The following is a 24073-nucleotide window of genomic DNA, read 5'->3' on the forward strand; positions in this document are numbered from 1 at the left end:
GCGGTGGATAGGAACCACCCGGGCGGTGTCAGTTGGCTGAATATGGGTTTGTTAGGCCATTATGGGACAGTGACTAAGAAGGAAACGAGGACATATTTCCCGCGGCGGGGGATTCTCGCTGCGGTTATTGTGTCAGTTGCGATTATCGATCAGCTGACCAAGATTATCGCTTTGAAGACTCTCGATGGCCGTCCTGCGGTGCAGGTCATTGGCGATCTCTTCGAGTTGCGGCTCGTTTTTAACCCCGGTGCAGCCTTTTCCTTTGGCACGAACGCCACCTGGGTTTTTACTACGTTGCAGCTGGTTTACATCCTGGCTGTGATGTGCTTTTCCCATTGGTTGCGCAGTCCTATATCGGCGACTGCGGCGGGGCTTATTGCTGGTGGTGCGCTGGGCAACCTCATCGATAGGCTGTTTCGGGAACCCGGTTTCTACGTCGGCCACGTCGTCGATTTCCTGTCGGTTAAGGGTTTTGCCGTATTTAATATCGCGGACTCCGCGATTACAGTGGGCGTTATTATCCTCGTTATCTGGATGGTTTTTTCCAAGGAGCCGGATCTCTTCGCTGATCAGATTGCAGCGGAGAAGAAATCTTCCCAGACGGATCAGAAGCAGTCGGCGGAGGGAGGACAGCAGTGAACGACAATGCAGTAAATACCGGTGCAGCACTCGGGGGAGCGCACCAGCCCGACCGAGAAACCCGGCAGATGCCCGTTCCACCGGGCTTGGCCGGTATGCGGGTAGACGCCGGTGTGGCTAAGTTGCTGGGGCTCTCGCGCACAGCGGTGGCTGATTTGGCAGCGGCCGGGGACATCACGGTCGATGGCGTGAGCGTTGGTAAGTCCGACCGATTGGAAGAAAACGCTTTCCTCTCTGTGTTGTTGCCGCCGGTGGAAAAGCCATTGGTTCCCAAAGAGGAACTCGTCGAGGGCATGGACGTGCTCTACCACGACTCCGATTTGGTGGCTGTTCACAAGCCTGTCGGTGTGGCCGCACATCCGTCGGTCGGTTGGGAAGGCCCAACGGTTATCGGCGGACTGGCGGCTGCTGGTTTCCGCATTTCTACCTCCGGTCCGCCCGAGCGAAAAGGCATCGTGCATCGCCTCGATGTTGGCACCTCTGGCGTGATGGTTGTCGCCTGCTCCGAACGGGGCTACTCCGTGCTCAAGCGGGCGTTCAAAAACCGTGAGGTGTCCAAGACCTATCACGCTCTGGTTCAGGGGCATCCGGATCCGCTGTCGGGGACAATTGATGCGCCGATTGGCCGTCATCCTTCGGCGGGTTGGCGCTTTGCCGTCCGCCAGGATGGCAAGCATGCTGTGACGCACTACGAAACGCTTGAGGCCTTCGCCCCAGCAACGCTGCTGAAGGTGAATCTAGAGACTGGGCGCACGCACCAGATTCGCGTGCACTTCTCTGCGCTGAATCACCCATGCTGCGGCGATCCCATGTACGGTTCCGATCCGGCATTGGCCAAGCGCCTGGGGCTCAACCGCCAGTGGCTTCACGCGGTCTCGCTTGGTTTCCACCATCCGGCAGATGGGCGCTGGATGGAAATCGAATGTCCATACCCAGATGATTTGAACCACGCATTGGAAGTTTTGAGGCAGAGCGCATGACGCAGACCCCATCGGGATCCAAGAACCCACCACGCCGTGAAACTCGTGCGAAAAGCACTGGTGACGGCAGTATTTCGCCAGTGATGGCACTGATCTCTGGTTTCTGTGTTGTCATATTGGTGATTGTTTTAGCAGTCGCTTCGACTTCCGATCGGGTAAGCAAGCCGCAAAATCTCAACGGCGATGCGCTCGGCCCGGACCCGTGGGAAGCAACCGAGCAGTACGTAGAGCGTGCCGACGAGTCCCTCGCGAATATGAAGAAAGAGGACTACCGGCTAAAGACCGGCCAGCCAGTCGTGGAGGACCCGAAGTTCTGGGCGATGGTGACTTTTGACCGGCTGCTCGATGCGCAAGAAGCGGCACAGGTCTATGAAAAAGAGCCCTCTCTGCGAGTGTCGACTGCAATCATCGGCGGTGTGAGCACCCGGTATTTGCCGCAGCCGAGTAAAACAGCGAGCGAAGAAAAGCTGCTGCAAGATCAGCTGGAGTTAGCAGCTGCTTACGCAGACGTCGCGATTGACGACGAACGGCTCGGCTTCAACGGGTTACTGGTCTATGGTGACGCTGAATCGTTGATGGATGTCAAGAAAATGCCCGATGTGAAAGCTGTCGAGGCGCTGCCATCAGATGCGGCGCGTGGCCGTTTTGGTATTCGCCCGGTGCTGAGTTCCGGCTTCACGGATAAAGATCCGCTCTTTGCGCCGGGGCTGAGCCAGAACTAAGCGGTCAGAACTAATAGAAGCCAGAACTGAGTGCCCAAATCCAAACGACTAGGATGAAGCGGCTAGAACTCTGCCGCCAGTACGCAGTCAGTTTCAACGAGAACGAAAAGGAGTCAGTCAACAGTGATTCAGGCATTCGGTGCGTACCTTTTGTGGGCGCTGTTTCCGCTCTATTTCCCCTTGCTGGAACCAGCAGGGGCCGTAGAGATTTTGGCGCACCGATTCGTCTGGACCCTTGTCTTTATGGTCATTGCCCTCAGCTTCATGCGCGCATGGCCAGAGCTGAAGGCCGCGAGTGCCAAGACCTGGGGCACTATTTTTATTGCCGCACTGTTGATCTCCGTCAACTGGGGTGTGTACGTCTACCTGGTCAACAATGGGCAGGTGGCGGAGGCCGCGCTCGGCTACTTCATCAACCCGCTGGTCAGCGTTTTGTTGGCGATGATTTTCTTCCGTGAAAGCATCTCGCGGTTGCAGCTCGGCAGTGTCATCCTGGCAACCATTGCGGTCATTGTTCTCACAATCGGTGTGGGACATCCGCCGTTGGGTGCGCTGGCGCTGGCGTTCAGTTTCGGTTTTTACGGACTAATGAAGAAGCGGGTATCGCTTTCCTCTGCAGCTTCGCTGACGGCCGAGTCCGCCGTAATCACACCGATTGCGCTGGCCTACATCCTCTGGTTGACCTACAACGGGCAGAGCACCTTTACCTCCGAAGGAACTGGTCACGTGCTGCTCATGATGAGCGCCGGTGTTGCTACCGCCATTCCGTTGCTTCTCTTCGGCGAAGGTGCCAAGCGCCTGCCGTTGGCCACATTGGGCCTGATGCAGTACCTGACTCCAGTTCTCCAAATCACCCTGGCAGTCACTGTGCTGGGCGAGCAGCTCGAACCGGAGCGCTGGATCGGGTTCTTCATCATCTGGGGTGCCGTCGCGCTGTTCATCTGCGATCTCATCCTGAAGATGCGGCGCCAGAGGCGGGTTCGCCGGGAACTCCGCAAGGCCGGTGTTGAACCGGCCGCGGTTTCCGACGATGCCGCCGACCAGACGGATGGGGCGGTTACCCGGGACGTCGTAAAGCCGGCAGATAATTAGCAGAAAAGTTCGCGCAGGTGCTCGTTGAGGAAGATTCCCTGCGGGTCGACCTTTTCCCGTAGTGCCTGGACCTCGCCGAACAGCGGATAACGTTCCGCGAAATCCTCCGCGCGGAGCGTGTGCAATTTGCCCCAGTGCGGGCGACCTTCGTGGGCCTTGAAAATCGGCTCGATGAGGTTGAAGTACTCTCGATAATTTTCCTTCCAGTAGCGGTGGATGGCGATGTAGGCACTGTCGCGACCGTACGCAGTGGATAGGGCCACATCATCGGCTTTCGCGGAGCGTACCTCGATGGGGAAGGAGACTTTCATCCTCTTGCGGGCAATCGCGTCGCGGATTTCCCCGAGGACATCGGAAGCGGCCTCGAGCGGGACGGAGTACTCCATCTCGGAAAAACGCACTCGGCGCGGCGAGACAAAGACCTTGTGCGCCTCATTGGAGTAGCTGCGCTCTGGCACGGTGTTGGTGGCAATCCGGTTGATGGTATCGGTCGTAGCGGGAATGGCCTTAGCAATCTCGCAGCACGCCAAGAGTCCCATGTTGTTGACGACTTCGTCGTTAAGATACGTACGCGCGCTGCCCAGGCGCTGCTTCAGGCTATTGCGGCTCGGGCGGCGGTGGCGCTGCGGTTCAATGCGAGTATTGTGCTTGACCAGCGTCTCGCGCTGTCCCGGGAACCAGAAAAACTCCAGGTGGTCAGCTTCTTTGCAGCGCTCGGCGAAACTCTTGCGCAGGGAATCAAACTCTTCGCGGTGCTCGTCGGCGTGCAGATCAAACGCTGGCACGACGGACATCGTGACCTCCGTAAGCACGCCGAAGACACCCAGTCCCAGCCGTCCGAGGCGGTAGAGCTCGCCGTCGATTCCCTCAGCGTCCGGATGGCAGTGCCTGACGACGCCATCCGCGGTGACAATCTTGAATCCTTTCACGGTGCCTGCGAAGCCGGTGAATCCAAGCCCGGTGCCGTGTGTGCCAGTAGAGATAGCACCGGCCAGCGACTGCGGATCGACATCGCCCTGGTTGGGAAGTGCCCAACCGAGCGGGCGCAGAATACCTGGAGTGTCGCGCAGGCGAGTGCCGGCACGCAGCGTGGCGGTCTGGTTGGCGGCGTCGAGTTCGACCAGACCAGAGCAGCGGTCGAGTTGAATGCGGTGCCCATCGGTGGTGGCCACGGAAGTAAAAGAATGACCGGCCCCTAGCGGGCGCACCGTAGTTCCTTCGGTCTTCGCCGCTTTAATTACCGAGATAACGCCCTCATCATCGTGCGGCTGATGAGTGTAGGACGGGGTGCACGATTGCGTGTGCGCCCAATTGCTCCAATGAGAGTTGGCGACGGCTTTTGCCTGCGCACGCCGACGTACGCGTGGTACGCGGGACTCAACTGTAGAGACTGTGAAGCGGGCGTTGTTGCGTGAATTGCTCATGTGAAGATCAATCCCTTTCCTCGGTACGTGGGCCAGTGGGCGATGATGGCGCCATCTCGAACTGCAATGACTTCTTGTGTGTGCTCGGCTATTTCGCCGGCCTTGGCGTGGCGGAACCACACGGGATCTCCCAGCGAAATTGCGTCGGCGGTCTTGCCGAGCAGCGGAGTCTGCACCTCACCTGGTCCTTCCTCTGCCGCGTAGCGCAGGCCAGTGGGGTACCAGGGGGTTGGCAGCCGGTCAGCTCCCGCCGGTCCAGAGGCAATTCGACCACCGCCGGACACCGTGACCACGCCCTTCTTAGGGCGTCGCGTCGCCGGCAACACAAACCAGGACGCCGGGCGCAGATTGAATGCGCGATAGTTATCGAAGAGGGTTGGTGCCAGGAACCCCGACCCCGCCGCTGCCTCGGTGACTGCGGCCTCGGCGCACGTCGACTCCAGCGACCCCGTGCCACCACCGTTGACAAACTCCAGCGGCCCCGCCACTTTCTCGACTGCAGCGACAACCTTCGCGCGGCGCTTTGCCAATTCCTTCTTTGAGACGGCCTGCATCACTCGAATTGCGCGCGCACGCAGGGAGTTTCCGGCATCGCCCACTCCGGCAATGTGTCCCTCATACATCATGATTCCCGCCAGCTGCAGCTCCGGACGGGCAATAATCTGCTTGGCAAACGCCGCTGCCTGCTTCGGCGAGAACAGGCTTGAGCGCAGCGTACCGATATGCACGCCGGGGAGGGGACGAAAGGATGCGTCGACGTCCATACACACGCGGATTGGCGCATTTTCGCTTGCCGACGACGCCAGCGCCTCTAGATGCTCGGGACGGTCAACCATGACGCAGATGGCGGCACGCGCTGCATCATCGTCGGCAAGCTCTGAGATAGCGCGGGCGTCAAGAGTTGGGTAGGCGACGACGATGTCGTCACTAATGCCTTCTCGGAATAGGTACAGCGCCTCTGCCAGTGAATATGCCAGCACGCCCTGGAAACCGGGGAAGGCCAGGGCGTGCGAAATAAGCTGTGGAATGCGAATCGATTTCGAGGCCACGCGGATAGGCATCCCGTTTGCACGGCGGAGCATATCGCGGGCATTGGCTTCGACCGCCGCGAGGTCGACGACGACTGCAGGAAGGGAAGTGCAGTTAAGCAGCGTGTCGGTAGCTAGTGGCGGGCGGGCTGTCTGGGACGTCTGCGGCGGCAGCGCCTCGGGTAAATGAGACGTCGGTGTCGGAGCCGGGCGGGATGTACCCGAGGACTCCGGGGCAGAAGCTCGAGAAAGTTTCATGCCCTAAAACGTAATCATTGAAAACCTGTACTGTCTTTGATTTTGAAAAGAAAGTCAGAATTTTCCAGGTCTGCGCTTTTTTTAGACCAGCCAGCTGTAGCGGGCGGCATCCATGTTGGAGGTGATGACATCGCCATCGATGAGGTAGCCGGCGGCAACGGGGCGGCGGTCGATGGTTGCAAGAACCTCGTCAAGCTCGGGCTTGGGGAAGTAGGTGAAGTGGCCATCGGAAAGTGGTGCGAACACTGTATTGCTCCTTTGGTTCTTTGCTTGGGATTAACACGGAAAGGCTAGCGGCCGCGAGGAAATATGAGGACTTCCTCACGAACCGTGGTGTTGAGTATTGTCAACTGGTTTTGAAAAGTAAAGGAAGTGGAGGGGTGATGTTAAACACGTCTTTAGACATACAAATGCCGAGATAAAGGTGTCTGTAGCACTAATGCAAACCGTCCAAATGGTGACGAATTGCAGGCTGCGAGGGGTGTCCCTGCACGGTAAGCTCACCATCTTTCATCACGACAACCCAGTCAGCCAGCTTCTCCACATCTGCAGCACTGTGCGTGATGAATACGACGGTTCGCGTGCCAATGCCATCAGCGATGAGGTTCTGCCAGGACTGTCGGCTCGTCGAATCCAGCGGTGCAAAAGGTTCATCGAGTACCAAAATCTCTGGCTGCACCGCTAGTGCGCGGGCGAGTGTAACCTGCGCATTCTGGCCACCGGACAGGGACGGCACTGGGGTCGTGGAAACCGGCCGAAGACCCGCCGCGGCCAGAATCTCCTGCGCACGCTCGCGGTTATCAGTGGCCGATGCGGATGCGGAATGGGGCCGGGAATGCAGTGCCATGGCGATTGCTTCCAGCGGCGTCGTTGTCGGAGGAAGCGATTGATCCTGCGGCACAATGACGATTCCGCGCTGCCGAAGCGGGAGCGGGGAAAGCTCCGTCGTACCCGCATAAACATCAGCGCCTTCCAAGGCTCCGGCAATGAGTCCGGCAAGAGTCGATTTTCCACACCCATTCGGTCCAATGACAGCCGTTACTTTCCCCGCTGGGAACTGGTAGGTCTGGCCTTGCCACCGCACCTCGAGGTCCTCCGGGCAGCGAGAAGGAAGACATATTTGGTTCAGGCGCTGGCGGGCCATCGGTTCCAGCCGTACGGGCGTGGGTGCAGGGCGCCGTCGTAAAGCGTAGGGCAGTAGCGCGATAACGAGGAAGATCAGCGAAATCCCAATCAATAATGCAGCGAGCACAATAGCGCGATCGGGATGAAGCTCCCGCTCCAAATAGATGCTTGAAGTCAGCGTGCGGGTGATTCCTGGGTAGGTGCCTGCGAACGTGACGGTGGTGCCGAACTCGCCAAGCGAACGAGCAAACGACAGCGCTGCTGCGGACAGGATTCCAGGAGTAATGGCAGGCAGAATGATGCGGCGAAAAATTGTGGTCGTTGGAATGCCGAGGCTCTCCGCGGAAATCAGAACTGATTGTTTGAGACTGCCTAGGGATGTATCAATCGCAATGGCAGCGTAAGGGAGAATGACAAAAACGTGAGCAATCACGACCGCCGGAAATGTAAATGGCAGCGGAAGATTTAGGGCTCGCGTGGCACTGGTGAGCGCAAGACCTGCGACAACCGGAGGCAGCGCCAGTGGTAGAAAAACTAGGAGACGGACAATCCATTGGCCCTTCGGAAGGGCATGAATGACTGCGCCGAGAGGAACCGCCAGGATGACCGCAATGAGGGTCGCCTGCATGCCAGCCCACAGGGAAATCTTCAGTGCATCGATGGTCTCAGGCTCAGTGAGAATGCTGGAGAACTGAGACCACGGCACCTCGAAGAGCAGTGCGACGACGGGAAACAGCAGAAATACCGGGCACAGCAGTGCAATGAGCCAGACGACGGCTGGCAGCGGGCGAGACGATGGGCGGAAAGAGGTGGGCATAATGACGAAAATCGACTACTGAGTCGCGGAGTCCTCCGCTGTTTCGGTGGCTGGCGTGAAACCATGGCGTGACCACAGCTGCGCAGACTCAGCGGAGGCGAGATACTTCACCAGTGAAAGAGCGGTTTCTTTTGTATCACTGTTGTTGACAACTGCAGCCATGATTTCGTTTGAGTGGCTGTCCGCTCCCGGGATGTCAAAGACATCGACAGAATCCGAAAGCGCCTGTGCGTCGGTGCGATACACCCACCCGGCATCCGCCACGCCAGACAGCACCTTACCTGCGACATCGCTGACAGAATTCTCACGGCTAACCGGAGTGAAATCTAGCCCCAGAGAGGAAATGAGTTCCTCAGCGATTTTCCCGCAAGGAACCTTGCGATCACAGGTGACAACCTTCGCTGCGGACAGGGACGCGTCAGCACCGGTGATGTGGGCGGGGTTTCCCTTAGGCACGATGAGCACCATCGAATTAGAAGCAACTTTGACAGGATCGCTCACGACACCTCGTTCGACGGCCTCGTCCATGGTTGCGCGGTCAGCCGTGATGAGTACATCGCCGGGAGCACCATCTTCCAACTGCTGAAGCAGAGAGCCGGAACCGCCGTTGATGAACGCCAAGTGAGTATCAATGCTCGCCGATTGCGGCAGGTCAGCATTGAGAACTCGAGTGGATGCGGCTCCGAAGACCGTTAGTGTCTCTTTTCCGGAAGCCTGCGATGAGCTCGTCTCTGGCGCACAGGCTGCGCTAGTGATCAATATGGTGACGGCGGCTGCCAGAACCTTCTTCGAGCTCATCACACAGACTTTCTTAATCAGGCCATCAGCGGCGAATTACCGACTGTGGCGATCCAACTGCTCCGCGTGGGAACGGATTGGTTCCCATGCTACCTCTCGGCGTGCCGGGCGAGTGCGGACATCACGAGAACGGTAGACCACATAGGGGCGGTTGGTGTAGCCGATAGGTGCAGAGAATGCGTGGACCAAGCGAGTAAACGGCCACACGGCGATGATGGTGAAGCCAGCCAGGACGTGCAGCTTAAACTGCCATGGCACATCGGCCATCAGCTCAGGCTGGGCATTGAAAATCATGATTCCACGCAGCCACGGCGAAATAGTTTCGCGGTAGTCGTAGCCATGCGGACCGCCGAATACCTGCAGCGACACCGTCGCGATAGTGCCCGACAGAATTGCCAGGGCCAGCAGCAAGTACATCACCTTGTCGGACGTGGACGTTGCCAAGAAAACCGTGCGGTTGACAACACGTCGGTAGATGAGCCCCGCCAGTCCCAACACCACGGCGGCTGCGGCAATCGTGCCGGGGATCGTAGCAATCAGGTGGTAGAAACCATCTGAGATGCCCATGGCGCGAGTCCACGATTTCGGAATTGCCAAGCCCATCAGGTGTCCAATGATGACGAACATCATGCCCCAGTGGAACAACGGCGATGACAGCCGCAGCATCTTTGATTCATAAATCTGCGATGAGTGGCTGGTCCAGCCGAATTGGTCTGTGCGCCAACGCCAGATGATGCCGATGACGAACGCGCTGACGGCCAGCCATGGAAAGGCTGTCCAGAGGAACAGCTCGAAGTTATTCATGACTTAAATCCTTTGAGTTTCTTGCATGCCGACGTGCGGCAGCGGAGTCCCAAGACCAACGAGTTCAGCCGGGGGACCTGTGCGGATGAGATTGATGTAGGCGTCGATAGTTTCCTGATCGATTTCTGGCAATGACATGCACAGCGCCGTCACCACGTGCGCGTACATGGGGGAGATATCATTCAGCGCGGTTCGCAGAACCTCCAGACCGTCTCGATGGGAAGCGAGCATCTCTGTCACGATGCGGTGACCAACGTCGTCGGCAAGCGCGCCGGCCTCCAGTACCACGCAGAGGTGGTCTGGGAGCTCTTCGCGCTCCTGCTCAAAGCCCAGTGCAGCCAGTTGCTCCTTGAAGGCAAGGAGCGCTACACCGCGCTGACGTGTATCGCCGACGGAGTAGTACGACAGGTTCATCGAGCACCGACGGCGCTGATCGAAGGTCTCCACATAGTGAGCCTGCAGCTTTTGAAGCGGCATCTCGGCAGCTTCCGTCAAAAATGCACTGAGCTCGTCGCCGACCTCTGCCGGAAGTGCAGGCAGCTCCCGTGCGACCGCCTCCCACCGCTGTTCAGCATTCTCATGTGGGTAGTCCAACAGCAGTGAGCACGCCATGTACAGCAGTTGGCGCTGCTGGTTGGTCAGCGGCACTGACTGTACGAACTGATCGGGGATACGTCCGAGAAAATTACGTTTGGCCATGGTCTATCCGTTCGGCTTCTTAAACATGGCCTGCGGCCCCTCATCGCCCCACGACACCAGAGAAACCTTGCGCGTATCGCCACTGCCCGTGCCGCAACCGGAACCACATGCCTCCGGTGCACCTTCGCCCGGACCCAAATCGCGGAACTGATTCATCAGCTTCTCCGGGGTGCTGTCGCCGAATGGATCGAGCGATGCGATGCCACGAGGCGTCTCTGGCGAGGTTGTCGGAATGACATAGCGGTCGTCGTACTTGGCGATTGCGAGCAGACGGTACATGTTGTACAGATCCTCACCCGTCATGCCGACGGACTGCGCAATCTCCTCCTGCGGTTCTCGCCCGAGGTTGATGTCTCGCATGTAGCTGCGCATCGCCGCTAGACGACGCAACGAGAGTTCCACCGGTCGAGTATCACCAGCCGTGAAGATTCCCGCCAGGTATTCCAGCGGAATTCGCATATTGGCCAAGGTGGTCAGCAGCACCTTGTGGTCTTCGCCGTCGATGCCAGACGCGGTAATGGTGTCGACAATCGGGGACAGCGGCGGGATGTACCAGACCATTGGCAGGGTACGGTACTCCGGGTGCAGCGGCAGTGCCAGACCGTAGGTAAAGATTAGGTCATAAATCGGCGACTCCTGCGCGGCTGCAATCCACGATGCTGGGATTTCCTGCTTGTGAGCAGCCTCGATGACCTCAGGATCGTGTGGGTCGAGCAGCAGACTGCGCTGTGCTTCATACAGATCCTGTGGGTCTTCCACTGATGCGGCTTCAGCCACGCGGTCAGCATCGTAGAAGATGACGCCGAGGTAACGCAGCCTGCCGACGCAGGTTTCCGAGCACACGGTTGGCTGACCGACCTCAATACGCGGGTAGCATAGCGTGCACTTTTCTGCCTTGCCGGTCTTGTGGTTGAAGTAGACCTTCTTGTACGGGCAACCGGAGACACACATGCGCCAACCGCGGCAGCGGTCCTGGTCGACCAGAACAATGCCGTCTTCCGTACGCTTGTACATCGCGCCCGATGGGCAGGAGGACACACAGGTCGGGTTCAAGCAGTGTTCACAGATGCGAGGCAAGTAGAACATGAAGGTATCTTCAATATCCTTCTTGACCTCCAAGTTCATCTGCTGCAGCGTTGGGTCGCTGTCCATCGTTGCAGTCGAACCACCGAGGTTGTCATCCCAGTTCGATGACCACTTGACGGTATCAATGGGACGGCCATCCAGCTGTGAAACTGGGCGCGCAGTCGGCTGAGTCTTCTGGCCACGCGGTGCCGACAGCAACTTGTCGTACTCGTAGGACCAGGGCTCGTAGTAATCTTCGATGCCCGGCAGCAGTGGGTTGTGGAAGATAGTGGCCAGCTTCTTCAAGCGACCACCGGCCTTGGGCTTGAGCTTGCCATTGCTGGTGCGTTCCCAGCCGCCCTTCCACTTTTCCTGGTCTTCCCAGGTGCGTGGGTAGCCGACGCCAGGGCGGGTCTCCACATTGTTAAACCAAATGTATTCAGTGCCCTCGCGGTTGGTCCATGCCTGCTTACAGGTCACAGAACAAGTGTGACAGCCGATGCACTTGTCCAGGTTCATGACCATCGCGATTTGTGCCATGACGCGCATTAGAATTTAACCTCCTGGCTGCGACGACGAATGCGGGTTACCTCATCGCGGTTATTACCGGTTGGACCGATGTAGTTGAAGCCGTAGGTGATGTGCCCGTAGCCGCCGGCCACATGCAAAGGCTTGATCATGATTCGAGTCAGCGAGTTGTGAGTACCGCCGCGGCGACCTGTGCGCTCATTGAGGGGTGTACCAGTGGTGCGCTCCTGCGCGTGGTTCATAATGGCCGTTCCCTCAGGGATACGGTGCGTGACAATCGCGCGTGCTGAGACCACACCATTGCGGTTGTAGAGCTCAATCCAGTCATTGTCGGCCACACCGATCTTCTCGGCGTCCTCGGCGGACATCCAGACAACCTGGCCACCACGCGAAATCGACAGCATGTGCAGGTTGTCGAAGTACTGCGAGTGAATCGACCACTTATTGTGTGGCGTCAGGTAGCGAACTGTGACCTCTGGATCGCCGGATTCACCAGTTAGCAGCTCACCTGGGCCAACCTCACCATTGAGGTGGAGACGGTCGAGCGGCGGGCGGTAAATCGGTAGCGCCTCGCCGTAGTCCAGGAACCAGTCGTGGTCGAGGTAGTAGTGCATACGACCGGACAGCGTGTGCCACGGCTTGTCGTAGGCCAAGTTGATGGAAAACGCGGTGTAGCGCTTACCGTCCTTCTTGATGCCCGTCCACTCCGGCGATGTGATGACCTCCGTTGGGCGCTCCTTCACCGAGTCCCACTTGATGTGGGTCTGCTCGGAGCCACTGACCAGGTCGGTCATATCTGCACCGACGCGCTTGCCCTGGTTGCGGAAGCCCTCGAGGGCGACCTCACCATTGGAGACACCGGAGAGATGCAGAATCATCTCTGCAGCCTTGATGGCCGAGTCCAGCTTTGGTCGTTTACCAGCCGACTCCGTCATCGACGTGCCGTTGATAATGGCCAATTCCTTGGCCTGCTTGGATACGTCGTACGCCGTGCCGTGTGTGCCTGTACCAGCCTTTTCCGTCAAGGGGCCAAAGTGTGTCCACTTCTCGTAGACCTTGGTGTAGTCGCGCTCAACTGGAATGAGCTTGGCCATGGTCTTGCCCGGCACAAGTCCCTCAGTATCCACGTCCGGGACAATGCCGTTTGGCATGTTCAGCTCGTCAGGGCTGTCGTGGCCAAGTGGGGCAGTGATGACATCCGTCTGTGTGCCCAGCCACTTTTCCGACATGGCCGACAGTGAAGCCGACAGGTCGCGGAAGACCTCGAAGTCACTGCGGGCCTCCCACGGTGGGTTGATTGCCGCGTTGAAGGAGTGGATAAACGGGTGCATATCCGTTGTCGACAGATCGTGCTTCTCATACCAGGTAGCCGCCGGCAGAATAATGTCGGAGACCAGCGTGGTTGAGGTATTGCGGAAATCCGTCGTCAGCATCAGGTCGAGCTTGCCCTCAGGTGCCTGGTCACGCCAGATAATAGAGGCTGGACGCTCGCCTTCTGGCAGCTCCGTTGCCGTGGCATCGGAATCCACACCGAGCATGTGACGCAGGAAGAACTCCGTGCCCTTTGCCGACGAACCCATAAGGTTGGTACGCCAGTTGAGCAGGATACGCGGGAAGTTCACCGGGTTATCCGGATCTTCAGCTGCAAACTTCATCCGTCCGAACTGCAATTCATCGACGATGTAATCCGAGACGGCCATGCCCTTGGCCTTCGCCTCGTCGGCAAGCAGCAGCGGATTGCGGTCGAACTGCGGGTATGCGGGCATCCAGCCGCGCTTCATGGCCTCGACCAGGGTCTCAGACGTGAACTTGTCGTCCACAGCGCCGTGATTAGCCAGCGGCGAGGCCAAGCGATTAGCGCGAGTGTTGTCATAACGCCACTGGTCGGTGGTCAGATAGTAGAAACCCGTGGTAATCATCTGACGTGGTGGTCGCTGCCAGTCCAGGGCGAATGCGTACTGTGCCCAGCCATTCATTGGACGCAGCTTTTCCTGGCCGACGTAGTGAGCCCAACCGCCACCGTTAATGCCCTGCGTGCCACACATGGAGGTCAGCGCCAGGAAGGTGCGGTAGATGCTGTCGGCATGGAAGAAGTGGTTGACGCCAGCGCCCATGATGATCTGGCTACGGCCGCCAGAGTCAGCAGCATTCTGCGCGAACTCACGCGCAATACGGATTGCAGCGTTTGCTGGGACGCCAGTGAGCTCCTCCTGCCATGCCGGAGTACCCGGCACGGAGGCATCCTTGAAGTCCGCCGGCCACTGACCAGGCAGATTCAGCTCTTCGCGGTTTACGGCGTAGTGCGCCAGCATGATGTCGTAGACCGTGGTGACAAGACGCTTGCCGACGCGCCGGGCGGGGACACCTCGGTGAACAATTCCGGCACCGATTGGGCCATTTTCCTCGGATTCGCCAAGGCCTGGCAGGTCAAAGCGCGGGAAAACCACTTCGACCGGTTCGAAGCCGTCAGTGACGTCTGCAACGGACATCACCGGGTCGACGTTGTCCAGGCGGAGGTTCCACTTGCCCTCGCCATCTTCGCCGTAGCGGTCAGCGAGAGTTCCGCCTGGGTCAACGACCTTGCCGTCGGCTTCCATCATCAGCAGACGGTGCGTTGCATTCTGCGAATCGTGCAGAGCCGCTTCCTCGATATTGGATGCGGTGAGGAACTTACCGGGTACGAAGGTGCCGTCGTCACGCGCGTCGAGCTCGACTAGGAATGGGGCATCGGTGTACTTGCGCATGTAGTCGAGGAAGTATGGCGTCTTCTGCTCGACGTGGAAGGACTTCAAAATGACATGTCCCATGGCGAAGGCCAGTGCGCCGTCGGTACCTGGGTTGATGCGCATCCACTCGTCGGCGAATTTGGTGTTATCAGCGAAGTCAGGGCTGACGACGACAACCTTGGTGCCGTTGTAGCGAGTCTCGACCATGAAGTGGCTATCCGGAGTACGGGTAACCGGAATGTTCGAGCCCCACATCATCAGGTAGCTGGAGTTGAACCAGTCACCGGACTCTGGAACGTCGGTCTGGTCGCCGAAAGTCTGTGGCGATGCCGGTGGCAGGTCGGCGTACCAGTCGTAGAAGGACAGTGCGACGCCACCAATCATCTGCAGGAAGCGAGTACCTGCGCCGTAGGAGACCTGCGACATAGCCGGAATTACGGTGAAACCGGCAATGCGGTCCGGGCCGTACTGGCGAATGGTGTAGACGTGGGCAGCGGCGGCCATTTCAATTGCTTCCTCATACGGAATGCGGATGAGGCCGCCCTTGCCGCGCTGGCTGACGTAGCTCTTGCGCTTCATCGGGTCTTCCACAATGGAACGCCAGGCCAGCACTGGGTCGCCGAGCTTTTCCTTTGCATCGCGGAACATCTCTACCAGCACACCGCGCGCGTATGGGTAACGAATGCGCGTCGGCGAGTAGGTGTACCAGGAAAACGATGCACCACGCGGGCAGCCGCGGGGTTCGTACTCCGGCATATCAGGGCCAGTGGTGGGGTAGTCAACTGCCTGTGACTCCCACGTAATAACACCGTCTTTGACATAGACCTTCCACGAGCAGGAACCCGTGCAGTTCACACCGTGGGTGGAACGAACCATCTTGTCGAAGGACCAGCGGTTGCGGTAGAACTCATCGGCGCCGCGGCCACCTTGGAGGAACAGTTGCTGACCGGACTCAGAGACTTCGCCCTTGCGGAGGAAGCTGCCAAAACGCAGCAGCGAGTTGGCCTGGTTAGAGCCAGAACCGGCGTGAGATGGGGAGGAATCTTGTGCCATGAGAGTTTTCCTAATTAGTAATTAACCGGGGAACGGAGCGTTCGGGCGGGCGTAGTAGATCCACACCAGCACGGTCGTGAAAGCGAAGAAGACCACGCAGCCCCAGAAGAAAGCCACCGGAGCCATCACGGAGAGCAGCACACCGACGATGAACGGGCCAAAGGCGCCGATCGCGCCGGTCCAGCCAATGACGCCGCCAGCCTGACGCCTCGGCAGAATCATCGGCATCTGCTTGAAGGTGCCGGCGTTACCCAGACCAGTGAAGAAGAACATGATCAGCATCGAGCCCAGGAACCAGCCGTACTCATCGGGGCTGTCCGGGGTCAGGAAGATAGCAGCGACACCGGTGAAGATGGTCATGCCCGCACAACCAATGAAGGTCCAGATTGCGCCACCGTACTTGTCACACAGCGGACCCCAGAGGGCGCGGACGAGAGCACCAATCAGCGGGCCAAGGAAGGCGTACTTGGCGCCCTGTGGCAGATCGGCCAGGGCATAGGTTTCAGCGAACTTGGAGTTAGCACCGAAGACATCATTGGTCAGTAGCGCCAGCTGAGCGGCAAAACCGGAGAAGGCGCCGAAGGTTACCAGGTAGACGATGGTGAGAATCCAGGTGTTCTTGTTGCCGAAGATGTCAATCTGTTCGCGGAAGTTCGCGCGAATCGGCACATCCTTCAGCATTGTCCACGCGACAATGCCCATGATGATGGTCCAGGGAACCAGGACAATGGCTGGGTTATAGACGAATACGTCGTGGCCTTCGTCAGTGCGCATTGGTGCGACAAAGCCCAGGCCAAGCAGGCTGAAGCCCATCAGCCATGGGCCGACCAGCTGAATCAGCGAAATACCGAAGTTACCGATACCCGCCTGAATACCCAGAGCAGTACCGGACATCCTCTTGGGGAAGAAGTAACCGGTTGATGGCATGAAGCCGGAGAAAACACCGCCGCCGATACCGGAGAGGAAGGACAGCGTCAGCAACCACCAGTACGGAGTGTCAGTGTTCTGAACCGCGAAATACCAGCCCAGCATCGGAATGACGAAAAGGAACGACGACAAGGTGACCAGCTTGCGCGTACCGATAATCGGCGGCAAGAACATGAACACCAGGCGGAAAAGACCGCAGGATAGGCCGGCAATAGATGTCAGCCAATACAGCTGGCCAGCGGTGAGGTCGAAACCGATCCGGTTGAGCATCGGCGCGATTGCGGAGACCAGGTACCAGGTCGCAAAGCCGATGATCAGCGCGATGGTGGAAATCGTTAGCGTCTTCCACGCAATTTTGGAATCCCAGTGTGCTGGATTTTCGGGATCCCATCCCTTGATGACTTTGCCGCTTGTGTCCAGAGGTTCCAGCTCTGCGGCCGCATTTGGTGTAGAAATTTTCCTTACCTCTTCCTTGTCGAAGTGAAGAATGGAGAAATTGAAGAATTAAACAACAAAGTTGTTGCGTAAATGCATCGTTTTTGTATTGAGGAACGTAAGGAATCTAGGTGTAAAAATAGAAAAATAATGTAATGCGCATCTAGAATATTCATTATAGTCCAGGGGTTGCAAACTTAATTACATAATTAAGTCTGACACTAGAAACCCAGTTCAGCAAAGGTTTTCTGCCTACTAACGGGGGTGTGTATTTTCATGCCCTTATGGGGCATCTTCTGTTATTGAGCACAATTAAGAGCAGTTGAAAAGATTGAACGTTGCTCGAAAGGGGTTAGCGATGCATGAGTCCAGTGCAGCAGGTCAGAGTGGAGAGCAATTCAATACCGCGGTAATTGTCTATGATGATCGCATTAAAAGCGGGGAAAGAACAGATAAATTCGCCTCGCGTATATCGGACTATCCTCTCAATGTCGTGAGTTACGCGGTCATCGAAGAAGATGAGGAGAAGTTCCGTGCAGCATTGACCGAGGCGCTCAATTCGCAGGCCCGAGTAATCCTCACTCTTGGCGGAACGGGACTGCGCGCCGCCAATCGAGTCCCCGATGTCACCAAGGAATTCATCAACAAAGAACTGACCGGACTGGAAACACAGATTCTGCTGGTCGGCCTGGAGAACACGTCTCGCGCGGGCCTTTCGCGTGCGGTCATCGGCACCACCGATACCGGAAAACTCATTGTCAATTGCCCAAGCAGCAGCGGCGGTATCAAGGACACGCTCGGCGTAGTCATTCCGCTGCTAGAGCCAATCTTCGACCAGCTCGATGAAACTGACTAGACTGCCGCAAGTATTCTACTCAGTTGCAACATCGCCGAGTAGTTTCGCGCGCAACTGAGCCACATCCGCTGGCGTGTCGTAGTCTTGCGCGCACCAATGCTGCTCGGCGCTGGTCAGCTGGATATGTTTTGCCGACGCCCCACGAATCAGCCGTCGAACCGACACATCGCGAGTACTCGGAAGCAGTCGAAGCGCACGCGCCAGCTCGCCCTTCCGCCACAGCGCACAAAGCGGTTCACCGTCGACGACTACGACACCAGTGCTTTGCGACGTCGTTTCTACCTCTAAGGCAATCTGTTGCCATTTGTGCCACAGCACCTCTAACAGGCATGAGGTAAAAGGCGCGTCCACAGCGGTGACAAACACAAACTCGTTTTCAGCACTGAAGGTGTCAGCATCCGCATCTTCCAGGAATGCCAAGCCAGCTTCAATGCCTGCAACCGGGCCTCCATATGGTGGGTTTTCGCACGTTACGCGCACAGAAGGCGGAACGGATAAATCGCTTGGCGTAACCACCACAACACGGCCTACGGTCGGCTGAGTCTGAAGTTCAGCCAGGCAGAGGTCAATCATTCTGTGCTCTCCAATGCGAACTTGCGCCTTATCTGTGCCCATGCGACGGCTCTCGCCACCGGCAAGGACAATGGCATCGCAACGAAAACCCGTCTCGGGTGTCGCGAATGATTCGGTGCCTGGCATGGTGCTCTCGCTACAGCGTCCGCGACCAGTCGCCGGAGCGACCACCCGACTTGGCGACAATGCCGCACTTGCGGATGTACGCCGAGCGGTCAACGCCTTTGACCATGTCAATGACATTGAGCGCGGCAATGGAGACAGCCGTTAGCGCCTCCATCTCCACACCCGTGCGATCAGCCGTACGAACCGTGGCCTTGATAGCGACGTGGTCTTCGCAAATATCCAGGTCCACTGAGCAGCCATGAACACCGATGGTGTGTGCCAGTGGCAGCAATTCGGGTACCTTTTTTGCGCCGGAAATACCCGCAATGCGAGCAACTGCCAGAACGTCTCCCTTGGGAACGGAGCCGTCGTTAAGCGCACGGAGAATCTCGGGCGAGCAGGCAACTTCGCCGATGGCGGTGGCGGTGCGGATGGTCGGCTTTTTCTCTGTGACGTCGACCATGTGTGCCTCCCCGCGGGAGTCGAGGTGGGTGAGGGCAGGGGCGGTGAGGTTGGTGCTGTCGGTCATGGTGAGGAATTCCTGTCAGAAAATTGTAAAAGGTTTAGGCGAGGAGGACGCGGACGGTGTCGCCAGTGTGCAGCTGGTCTTCCTGGTTGATCAGACAGAGCCCATCGAGTGAGGCAAGCGAGCCGACGAAATGAGATCCGAGAGTCGTGCCGGAATACGGTGTCGCTACGGCACCGTCAGCGGAGTAGCTCATGCGAACTGGGACCGCGACATTGCGGCCGAATGGGCGTGGAATGGGGAAGTCTGCACCGGCGGTGGCGTCCACAAATGGGCGATCGAACAGTGAAGTTGCCGGCGCCAATCCACGCAGGGCATCGATTGCAGGTTTGCAGAAAAGCTGAAAGCTCACCCAAGCGGCAACAGGATTACCTGGTAGGCAGAGCAGCACTGTGTCATTCCACTGGCCGACACCTTGCGGTTTGCCCGGCTTCATATTGATGGGGCCAAACCAAATGTCGCGCTTTTCGCCGGCATCACGAGTGACATCAAATGCGCCGACTGAGATGCCACCAGTTGTAATGATGAGGTCATGGTCGGCGGAAAGCTGATCGAGTAGCTCGGCGAAAACCTCGGGGTCATCCGAGCAGTGTGCGACAGTCGGGGCCAGCGGGGAAGGAATGTGCTGGGTGCACAACTGCGCAATCATCGGCAAGTTGGAATCCGGCAACTGACCAGCCTGCAGGTCTGCCGTTGGCGACACCACCTCATCACCAGTGCTGATCACGGCAATGCGAAGCGGCGCGACGACCTGTACGTTCTTCACACCTGTAGAGATAAGAGCAGCTGTGGTCCCGGCATCGATGACGGTACCGGCTGGAGCCGTCATCGCACCCGGCGCAATATTCGTACCTCGACGACGAATGTGATCGCGCTCGGGATTGTAGGAATGAACAGTAATTTCGCTCGGCAGTGGTACCGGACCTGGCGCAACATTGGTGTCTTCCACCGGAATTACAGCAAGGTCAGCGCCATCAACGACGGGGGCGCCAGTCATAATGCGCTGCGCGGTGCCGGCAGCAACCGGCTTTGGCGCATCACCTGCGGGAGTATCACCTGATACCGGCAGAATCCACGGTCCCTCACCAGCCAAATCGGCTTTATTCACCAGGTAGCCGTCCATTGCCGAATTGGAAAATGGCGGAACCGGAAGGCCAGCGATGGCATCTTCGGCCAGCACCAATCCGGCCGCATCAGCAATGGGGAGTGTGACAGTTGCACGTGGCGGGCAATGGGAGACCACGTCACGCAAATACTCTTCGATGGGCTTCACTGATTAACCTCCGATTGCTGACATATTTCGCTTGGGCTGCAAGAATCCGGGCTCATCAATGCCATGACCTGGCAGTTTCGCCCACGTATTCTGGCGCCATGCGGCAATAACCTCATCATCCGTGCCGCCCGCGCGCATGACATCGCGCAGTGACACCTCCGAATTGGCAAAAAGACAATTTCTAACAGCACCATCCGCAGTAATGCGTGTGCGGTCACAATTTCCACAAAATGGCTGTGTCACAGATGCGATGACGCCGATTTTTCCGTTGAGCTCGGAATTCTTGCGGCTGGTTGCCCGCCAAACTTCCGCCGGCGCGGAACCCCGCGGAGTTTCCGCTGGGGAAAGCTCAAACTCTGACTCCAGCGTCGCCAAAATATTTTCGCGCTTGACCATAATGTCGCGATTCCACCGCGCCGGTGGGCCAAGCGGCATTTGTTCAATAAAACGCAGCTCTAGCCCCTTAGCCAGGCAATAATTGGCCAGCTCTTTAAGCTCGGCGCCATCATTAACGCCTGGCATGACGACGGAATTTACCTTCACGGGCTGCAACCCGGCTGCAACTGCGGCATCGAGGCCCGCGAGAACGTCGTCAAGCCGATCGCGCCTGGTCAGCGAAGAGAATACCTCTGGATTTACCGAGTCCAGCGATACCGTGACGCGGTCCAGACCAGCATCTTTCAGCGACTGCGCGCGGTGAACCAGGCCGAGCCCGTTAGTGGTAATTGCGGTAGAGACTGGTGTCGCTGCGATGAGCTTTTCCAGCGATTTGCGAAGTAGCGGTTCACCGCCGGTAAACCGCACCATGGTGATGCCGAGACGCGAGGTGGCAATCCGAATCAGACGGATTATTTCCTCGTCGGTGAGGATATCGTCCCGGTTAATCCAATCTGCGCCTTCTTCCGGCATGCAATAAACACAGCGCAAATTACAGCGATCAGTAAGTGAGAAGCGAAGGTCACGAATAGTCCGCCCGAATTTATCCGTCATCGGTTCGACCGCATTTGTTGAGGCGGATGCATTTGCAGATTCCGTCACAGTATTCCTCCTCTCACATTGAGTATTCCGGTAACTCCACGTTGCGTCATAAGTTCAATTGCTACTGCCGACCGCATTCCCGATGCGCAGTAGACAAGGGCGGGGCTTGGCAGTTTGTATTCTTCATCTGCGCGAATTGTGCTGAGCGGAATATTGCGCGCACCTTCGAGGTGCCCTTCGGCAAATTCCTCTGGTTCGCGGACATCAATGAGTGGCAGGCCCGTGGCCAGTGCCTCGGCTGCGTCGCGAACACTGGGAATCTCGTGTGTGACTGGCCCCGTGTGTTGCACCTTGGTTGTGACCTCCGGATTAGCCGCAAGAGGGAAGTACCGCCAGTTCGAAAGTAAGCCATCGAAATAGCCGACTTTTCCAATCATCGGTGCGCCAACACCGCTGATAATTTTGATGACCTCCAGGGCCATTGTCGTGCCGACAATTCCCACAGTCGGGCCCAAAACACCGGCTTGAGCACAGTTGGGAACTTGTCCTGCTGCCGGCGGATGAGGATAGAGGTCTTCATAAATGGGGCCACGTCCCGCCCAGAAAACGGACATTTGCGCATCGAATCCGAGAATCGAGCCCCACACATGCGGAATCTCATTCTGTGCGCACGCGGCGGAGACAATATGGCGAGTAGCGAAGTTATCGCTGCCATCAAAAACCACGTCTGCGCGAGCGCACAATTCCACGGCAAATTCCCAGTCCAGGCGGCGAGAATGCGTTTCAACCACCGTGTCCGGATTAATTGCCGCAATATGTGCGCTAGCCGAATTGACCTTATTCTTCCCAATATCGTCGGTGGTGTGAATAATCTGGCGATGCAGATTACTCAGTTCCACCACGTCATCGTCGACAATTGTGATGTGGCCAATTCCCGCAGCTGCGAGATATTGCAGCGCAGGTGAGCCGAGGCCACCTGCACCAATGCACAGCACATGGGCCTCGGCCAAGGCTTTTTGCGCGCTCAGCCCGAAACTCGGAAGCGATAACTGGCGGCGATATCTGTCAGAAAGTGCCAGGTCAGAGCTGGAAAGTTCAGAATTCGTCATAACGGTTCACTGAGAGTCCGCAATCTATGAAGTGATGTTCTCATCGAGGCCGACCCAGGTGGAGCGTCCGTCGACAAGCACTTGCTCCTTCCAAATGGGCACTTCGGCTTTGACGCGGTCGGCGATTCTGCTGCAGGCGCGGAATGCATTTTCGCGGTGCGCAGATGCGGCCAGGACACAAAATGCTAATTCGCCAATTGCCAGTTTGCCAGTGCGATGAGCTACCCACAGGCGTACGTCGGGGAAATCAACAGCGACGAATTGGACGACTTCAGCCATAAATTTCTGTGCATCTGGGTGCGCGGTATAAGTCAGCGATTCCACGCTATGGCCATTGTCATGATTGCGAACAATGCCATCGAAAGTAACTAGCGCGCCCATTTCATCAGTGACAATCTGCTTTTTGGTAGCCGCTGCAAGTGGTTCCAGGGCGTCGTCGTGTAAAACGACATCGAGAATGCAGCCAGAATTGTGGGTGTTCATAGCGCTATCCGGTTCCTCGGTGAGCAAGATCAACAATGTGGTGGACAATGGGGCTCAGCACGGCAATTCCGTCTTTTACCGCTCCCGAAGAGCCCGGCAATGTCATTACAAATGTGGAGTCGGCAATGCCTGCCACGCAGCGGGAAAGAATTGCAGTTGGTGTCGATTCCAATCCGCGCGCCCAAAAAGCGTAGGAAATTCCCGGCATTTCTTTCGTGATATGAGGAGCGACGGCCTCCACAGTCTGATCGTCCGGGGTGACGCCCGTTCCACCAGTGGTAAGCAACACATCTGGTGCAGCATCGGCGGATTGCAGCAGTTCAGTCACAGTATCTGCGATGTCGGCGTCGGCCACGACCACTGGCGCTGGCGTGGAAAAGCCTTTGTCTCGAAGGAAATCCACCAGCACGGTTCCCGTTTTATCTTCGTATTCTCCGGCAGCGGCGCGGGTAGAGGCGACAACGACAATTGCTGAGCGCTTTTGTGCATCCGTGTTCGTCGCCGATGAGCTCGACGAGGAGCAGGGAACATGCGAGTTTGTCATCACAGTCCTTCATGCCAATCCGAATAAAATTACGCTTTCGAGACTACCTATATGCTGCAGTGTGAGGGGTCTCCGAAAAGGCCTTCACCATCGCAGTTTTACTAGTATTTAATATACGCAATATTTCATCGCTGATTGTGTAAGGCAGTGGAGTTCAATGATTCAAGTTCGCTTGTACGCCGCCGCAATGGCCGCAGTTGGAAAAGAGTCCGTGCAGCTGGAAGACAACTACGCCACTGTCGCTGACGTCATCGACGAGCTATCTCAGCGCTACCCGGGAACTACGGACTCAGGGCTAACACTGAGCCAGGTCGCGGAGCAGTGTTCGTTCCTCGCCGACGGCAAGCGCATCGACGGCTCTGCCAGCGTCAGCGGAGTCGAAACTCTGGACGTGTTGCCGCCATTTGCTGGGGGATAACGGACGCGACGAGGTTGTCGTCATCAAGCGTGACGACGGTGTGGGTGGCGGAACCCCTCTGACCAGCGGTGTTCGAAGGAATCTTGTT

23 protein-coding genes are annotated in these 24073 nt (G+C 57.6%); 6 read left to right on the forward strand and 17 right to left on the reverse strand.

Annotated elements, in window-relative coordinates; all coding sequences use genetic code 11:
- Positions 1–69: 69 nt before the first annotated feature.
- The 4 genes from lspA (at position 70) to rarD (ending at position 3433) form a co-directional block, all read left to right on the forward strand.
- Positions 70–639 (forward strand): signal peptidase II, encoded by a 570-nt coding sequence (gene lspA / locus QP977_RS07520; protein ID WP_016422985.1) that lies wholly within the window; start codon positions 70–72, stop codon positions 637–639.
- A 68-nt stretch (positions 640–707) separates the two neighbouring features.
- Positions 708–1619 carry an RluA family pseudouridine synthase gene (locus QP977_RS07525; RefSeq protein WP_042389388.1) on the forward strand — a complete coding sequence of 304 codons (912 nt, stop codon included), beginning with the start codon at positions 708–710 and terminating at the stop codon, positions 1617–1619.
- A complete protein-coding gene (locus QP977_RS07530; protein ID WP_048734791.1) occupies positions 1616–2341 on the forward strand; it encodes a hypothetical protein in 726 nt (241 codons plus the stop codon). The genes QP977_RS07525 and QP977_RS07530 overlap by 4 nt, the downstream gene beginning before the upstream one ends.
- Before the next feature lie 123 nt (positions 2342–2464).
- Positions 2465–3433 carry an EamA family transporter RarD gene (gene rarD / locus QP977_RS07535; RefSeq protein WP_048734788.1) on the forward strand — a complete coding sequence of 323 codons (969 nt, stop codon included), beginning with the start codon at positions 2465–2467 and terminating at the stop codon, positions 3431–3433.
- Here rarD and QP977_RS07540 read toward each other — a convergent pair.
- The 10 genes from QP977_RS07540 to QP977_RS07585 form a co-directional block, all read right to left on the reverse strand.
- Positions 3430–4857 carry a D-arabinono-1,4-lactone oxidase gene (locus QP977_RS07540; RefSeq protein ID WP_048734784.1) on the reverse strand — a complete coding sequence of 476 codons (1428 nt, stop codon included), beginning with the start codon at positions 4855–4857 and terminating at the stop codon, positions 3430–3432. The genes rarD and QP977_RS07540 overlap by 4 nt on opposite strands.
- A complete protein-coding gene (locus QP977_RS07545) occupies positions 4854–6143 on the reverse strand; it encodes an alanine racemase (protein WP_048734781.1) in 1290 nt (429 codons plus the stop codon). The genes QP977_RS07540 and QP977_RS07545 overlap by 4 nt, the downstream gene beginning before the upstream one ends.
- A gap of 81 nt (positions 6144–6224) precedes the next feature.
- Positions 6225–6389, reverse strand: coding sequence for a hypothetical protein (locus tag QP977_RS07550; RefSeq protein ID WP_016422979.1), 165 nt, complete (start codon positions 6387–6389; stop codon positions 6225–6227).
- Positions 6390–6579: 190 nt separating this feature from the next.
- Positions 6580–8085 (reverse strand): ATP-binding cassette domain-containing protein, encoded by a 1506-nt coding sequence (locus QP977_RS07555; protein ID WP_048734778.1) that lies wholly within the window; start codon positions 8083–8085, stop codon positions 6580–6582.
- A gap of 15 nt (positions 8086–8100) precedes the next feature.
- Positions 8101–8883 (reverse strand): molybdate ABC transporter substrate-binding protein, encoded by a 783-nt coding sequence (gene modA, locus QP977_RS07560; RefSeq protein WP_284847227.1) that lies wholly within the window; start codon positions 8881–8883, stop codon positions 8101–8103.
- Between the two features lie 36 nt (positions 8884–8919).
- Positions 8920–9687: a respiratory nitrate reductase subunit gamma gene (gene narI / locus QP977_RS07565; RefSeq protein ID WP_048734774.1), complete on the reverse strand. Its 768-nt coding sequence runs from the start codon at positions 9685–9687 to the stop codon at positions 8920–8922.
- A 3-nt stretch (positions 9688–9690) separates the two neighbouring features.
- Positions 9691–10386: a nitrate reductase molybdenum cofactor assembly chaperone gene (gene narJ, locus QP977_RS07570; RefSeq protein WP_048734772.1), complete on the reverse strand. Its 696-nt coding sequence runs from the start codon at positions 10384–10386 to the stop codon at positions 9691–9693.
- A 3-nt stretch (positions 10387–10389) separates the two neighbouring features.
- Positions 10390–12000 carry a nitrate reductase subunit beta gene (narH, locus tag QP977_RS07575; protein ID WP_048734769.1) on the reverse strand — a complete coding sequence of 537 codons (1611 nt, stop codon included), beginning with the start codon at positions 11998–12000 and terminating at the stop codon, positions 10390–10392.
- Entirely contained in the window at positions 12000–15758 is a 3759-nt protein-coding gene (locus QP977_RS07580) for a nitrate reductase subunit alpha (protein ID WP_076771857.1), read from the reverse strand. The genes narH and QP977_RS07580 overlap by 1 nt, the downstream gene beginning before the upstream one ends.
- 21 nt (positions 15759–15779) lie before the next feature.
- Positions 15780–17114 (reverse strand): nitrate/nitrite transporter, encoded by a 1335-nt coding sequence (locus QP977_RS07585; protein WP_048734765.1) that lies wholly within the window; start codon positions 17112–17114, stop codon positions 15780–15782.
- A 364-nt stretch (positions 17115–17478) separates the two neighbouring features.
- Between QP977_RS07585 and QP977_RS07590 the strand changes: the two genes are divergently transcribed.
- Positions 17479–17976: a molybdopterin-binding protein gene (locus tag QP977_RS07590; RefSeq protein ID WP_053084350.1), complete on the forward strand. Its 498-nt coding sequence runs from the start codon at positions 17479–17481 to the stop codon at positions 17974–17976.
- Between the two features lie 15 nt (positions 17977–17991).
- On the opposite strand, the gene mobA is transcribed toward QP977_RS07590, so the two are convergent.
- From mobA to QP977_RS07625, 7 genes are read right to left on the reverse strand one after another with little or no spacing between them, the layout of a single operon-like run.
- Entirely contained in the window at positions 17992–18675 is a 684-nt protein-coding gene (gene mobA, locus QP977_RS07595; RefSeq protein ID WP_048734762.1) for a molybdenum cofactor guanylyltransferase, read from the reverse strand.
- Between the two features lie 10 nt (positions 18676–18685).
- Positions 18686–19183, reverse strand: coding sequence for a cyclic pyranopterin monophosphate synthase MoaC (gene moaC, locus QP977_RS07600; RefSeq protein ID WP_048734759.1), 498 nt, complete (start codon positions 19181–19183; stop codon positions 18686–18688).
- 34 nt (positions 19184–19217) lie between these two features.
- The gene (locus QP977_RS07605; protein WP_076771859.1) at positions 19218–20453 is read right to left on the reverse strand and encodes a molybdopterin molybdotransferase MoeA; all 1236 of its coding nucleotides are present in this window, start codon (positions 20451–20453) and stop codon (positions 19218–19220) included.
- 3 nt (positions 20454–20456) lie between these two features.
- Complete coding sequence (gene moaA / locus QP977_RS07610; protein WP_082149819.1) at positions 20457–21443, reverse strand: GTP 3',8-cyclase MoaA; 987 nt, start codon at positions 21441–21443, stop codon at positions 20457–20459.
- 44 nt (positions 21444–21487) lie between these two features.
- The gene (locus tag QP977_RS07615) at positions 21488–22540 is read right to left on the reverse strand and encodes a ThiF family adenylyltransferase (protein ID WP_048734747.1); all 1053 of its coding nucleotides are present in this window, start codon (positions 22538–22540) and stop codon (positions 21488–21490) included.
- 24 nt (positions 22541–22564) lie between these two features.
- Positions 22565–23023 (reverse strand): molybdenum cofactor biosynthesis protein MoaE, encoded by a 459-nt coding sequence (locus tag QP977_RS07620; protein WP_048734744.1) that lies wholly within the window; start codon positions 23021–23023, stop codon positions 22565–22567.
- Positions 23024–23027: 4 nt separating this feature from the next.
- Positions 23028–23567: a MogA/MoaB family molybdenum cofactor biosynthesis protein gene (locus QP977_RS07625; protein ID WP_082149810.1), complete on the reverse strand. Its 540-nt coding sequence runs from the start codon at positions 23565–23567 to the stop codon at positions 23028–23030.
- A 157-nt stretch (positions 23568–23724) separates the two neighbouring features.
- Between QP977_RS07625 and QP977_RS07630 the strand changes: the two genes are divergently transcribed.
- Positions 23725–23985 (forward strand): MoaD/ThiS family protein, encoded by a 261-nt coding sequence (locus QP977_RS07630; RefSeq protein ID WP_218641889.1) that lies wholly within the window; start codon positions 23725–23727, stop codon positions 23983–23985.
- Positions 23986–24073: the final 88 nt, after the last annotated feature.

Source organism: Corynebacterium sp. MSK012, from assembly GCF_030232435.1.
Lineage (GTDB): Bacteria > Actinomycetota > Actinomycetes > Mycobacteriales > Mycobacteriaceae > Corynebacterium > Corynebacterium jeikeium_D.

Bases quoted from the DNA above. Each gene is read 5' to 3' on its own strand.
- QP977_RS07555 (WP_048734778.1), bottom strand. From the start codon at position 8,085: ATGCCCACCTCTTTCCGCCCATCGTCTCGCCCGCTGCCAGCCGTCGTC.
- mobA (WP_048734762.1), bottom strand. From the start codon at position 18,675: ATGCCAGGCACCGAATCATTCGCGACACCCGAGACGGGTTTTCGTTGC.
- QP977_RS07625 (WP_082149810.1), bottom strand. From the start codon at position 23,567: ATGACAAACTCGCATGTTCCCTGCTCCTCGTCGAGCTCATCGGCGACG.
- QP977_RS07525 (WP_042389388.1), top strand. From the start codon at position 708: ATGCCCGTTCCACCGGGCTTGGCCGGTATGCGGGTAGACGCCGGTGTG.
- narH (WP_048734769.1), bottom strand. From the start codon at position 12,000: ATGCGCGTCATGGCACAAATCGCGATGGTCATGAACCTGGACAAGTGC.
- modA (WP_284847227.1), bottom strand. From the start codon at position 8,883: ATGAGCTCGAAGAAGGTTCTGGCAGCCGCCGTCACCATATTGATCACT.
- QP977_RS07530 (WP_048734791.1), top strand. From the start codon at position 1,616: ATGACGCAGACCCCATCGGGATCCAAGAACCCACCACGCCGTGAAACT.
- QP977_RS07580 (WP_076771857.1), bottom strand. From the start codon at position 15,758: ATGGCACAAGATTCCTCCCCATCTCACGCCGGTTCTGGCTCTAACCAG.
- QP977_RS07545 (WP_048734781.1), bottom strand. From the start codon at position 6,143: ATGAAACTTTCTCGAGCTTCTGCCCCGGAGTCCTCGGGTACATCCCGC.
- QP977_RS07615 (WP_048734747.1), bottom strand. From the start codon at position 22,540: ATGACGAATTCTGAACTTTCCAGCTCTGACCTGGCACTTTCTGACAGA.
- narJ (WP_048734772.1), bottom strand. From the start codon at position 10,386: ATGGCCAAACGTAATTTTCTCGGACGTATCCCCGATCAGTTCGTACAG.
- QP977_RS07630 (WP_218641889.1), top strand. From the start codon at position 23,725: ATGATTCAAGTTCGCTTGTACGCCGCCGCAATGGCCGCAGTTGGAAAA.
- moaA (WP_082149819.1), bottom strand. From the start codon at position 21,443: ATGACGGATAAATTCGGGCGGACTATTCGTGACCTTCGCTTCTCACTT.
- narI (WP_048734774.1), bottom strand. From the start codon at position 9,687: ATGAATAACTTCGAGCTGTTCCTCTGGACAGCCTTTCCATGGCTGGCC.
- QP977_RS07540 (WP_048734784.1), bottom strand. From the start codon at position 4,857: ATGAGCAATTCACGCAACAACGCCCGCTTCACAGTCTCTACAGTTGAG.
- moaC (WP_048734759.1), bottom strand. From the start codon at position 19,183: ATGACCGACAGCACCAACCTCACCGCCCCTGCCCTCACCCACCTCGAC.
- QP977_RS07590 (WP_053084350.1), top strand. From the start codon at position 17,479: ATGCATGAGTCCAGTGCAGCAGGTCAGAGTGGAGAGCAATTCAATACC.
- QP977_RS07620 (WP_048734744.1), bottom strand. From the start codon at position 23,023: ATGAACACCCACAATTCTGGCTGCATTCTCGATGTCGTTTTACACGAC.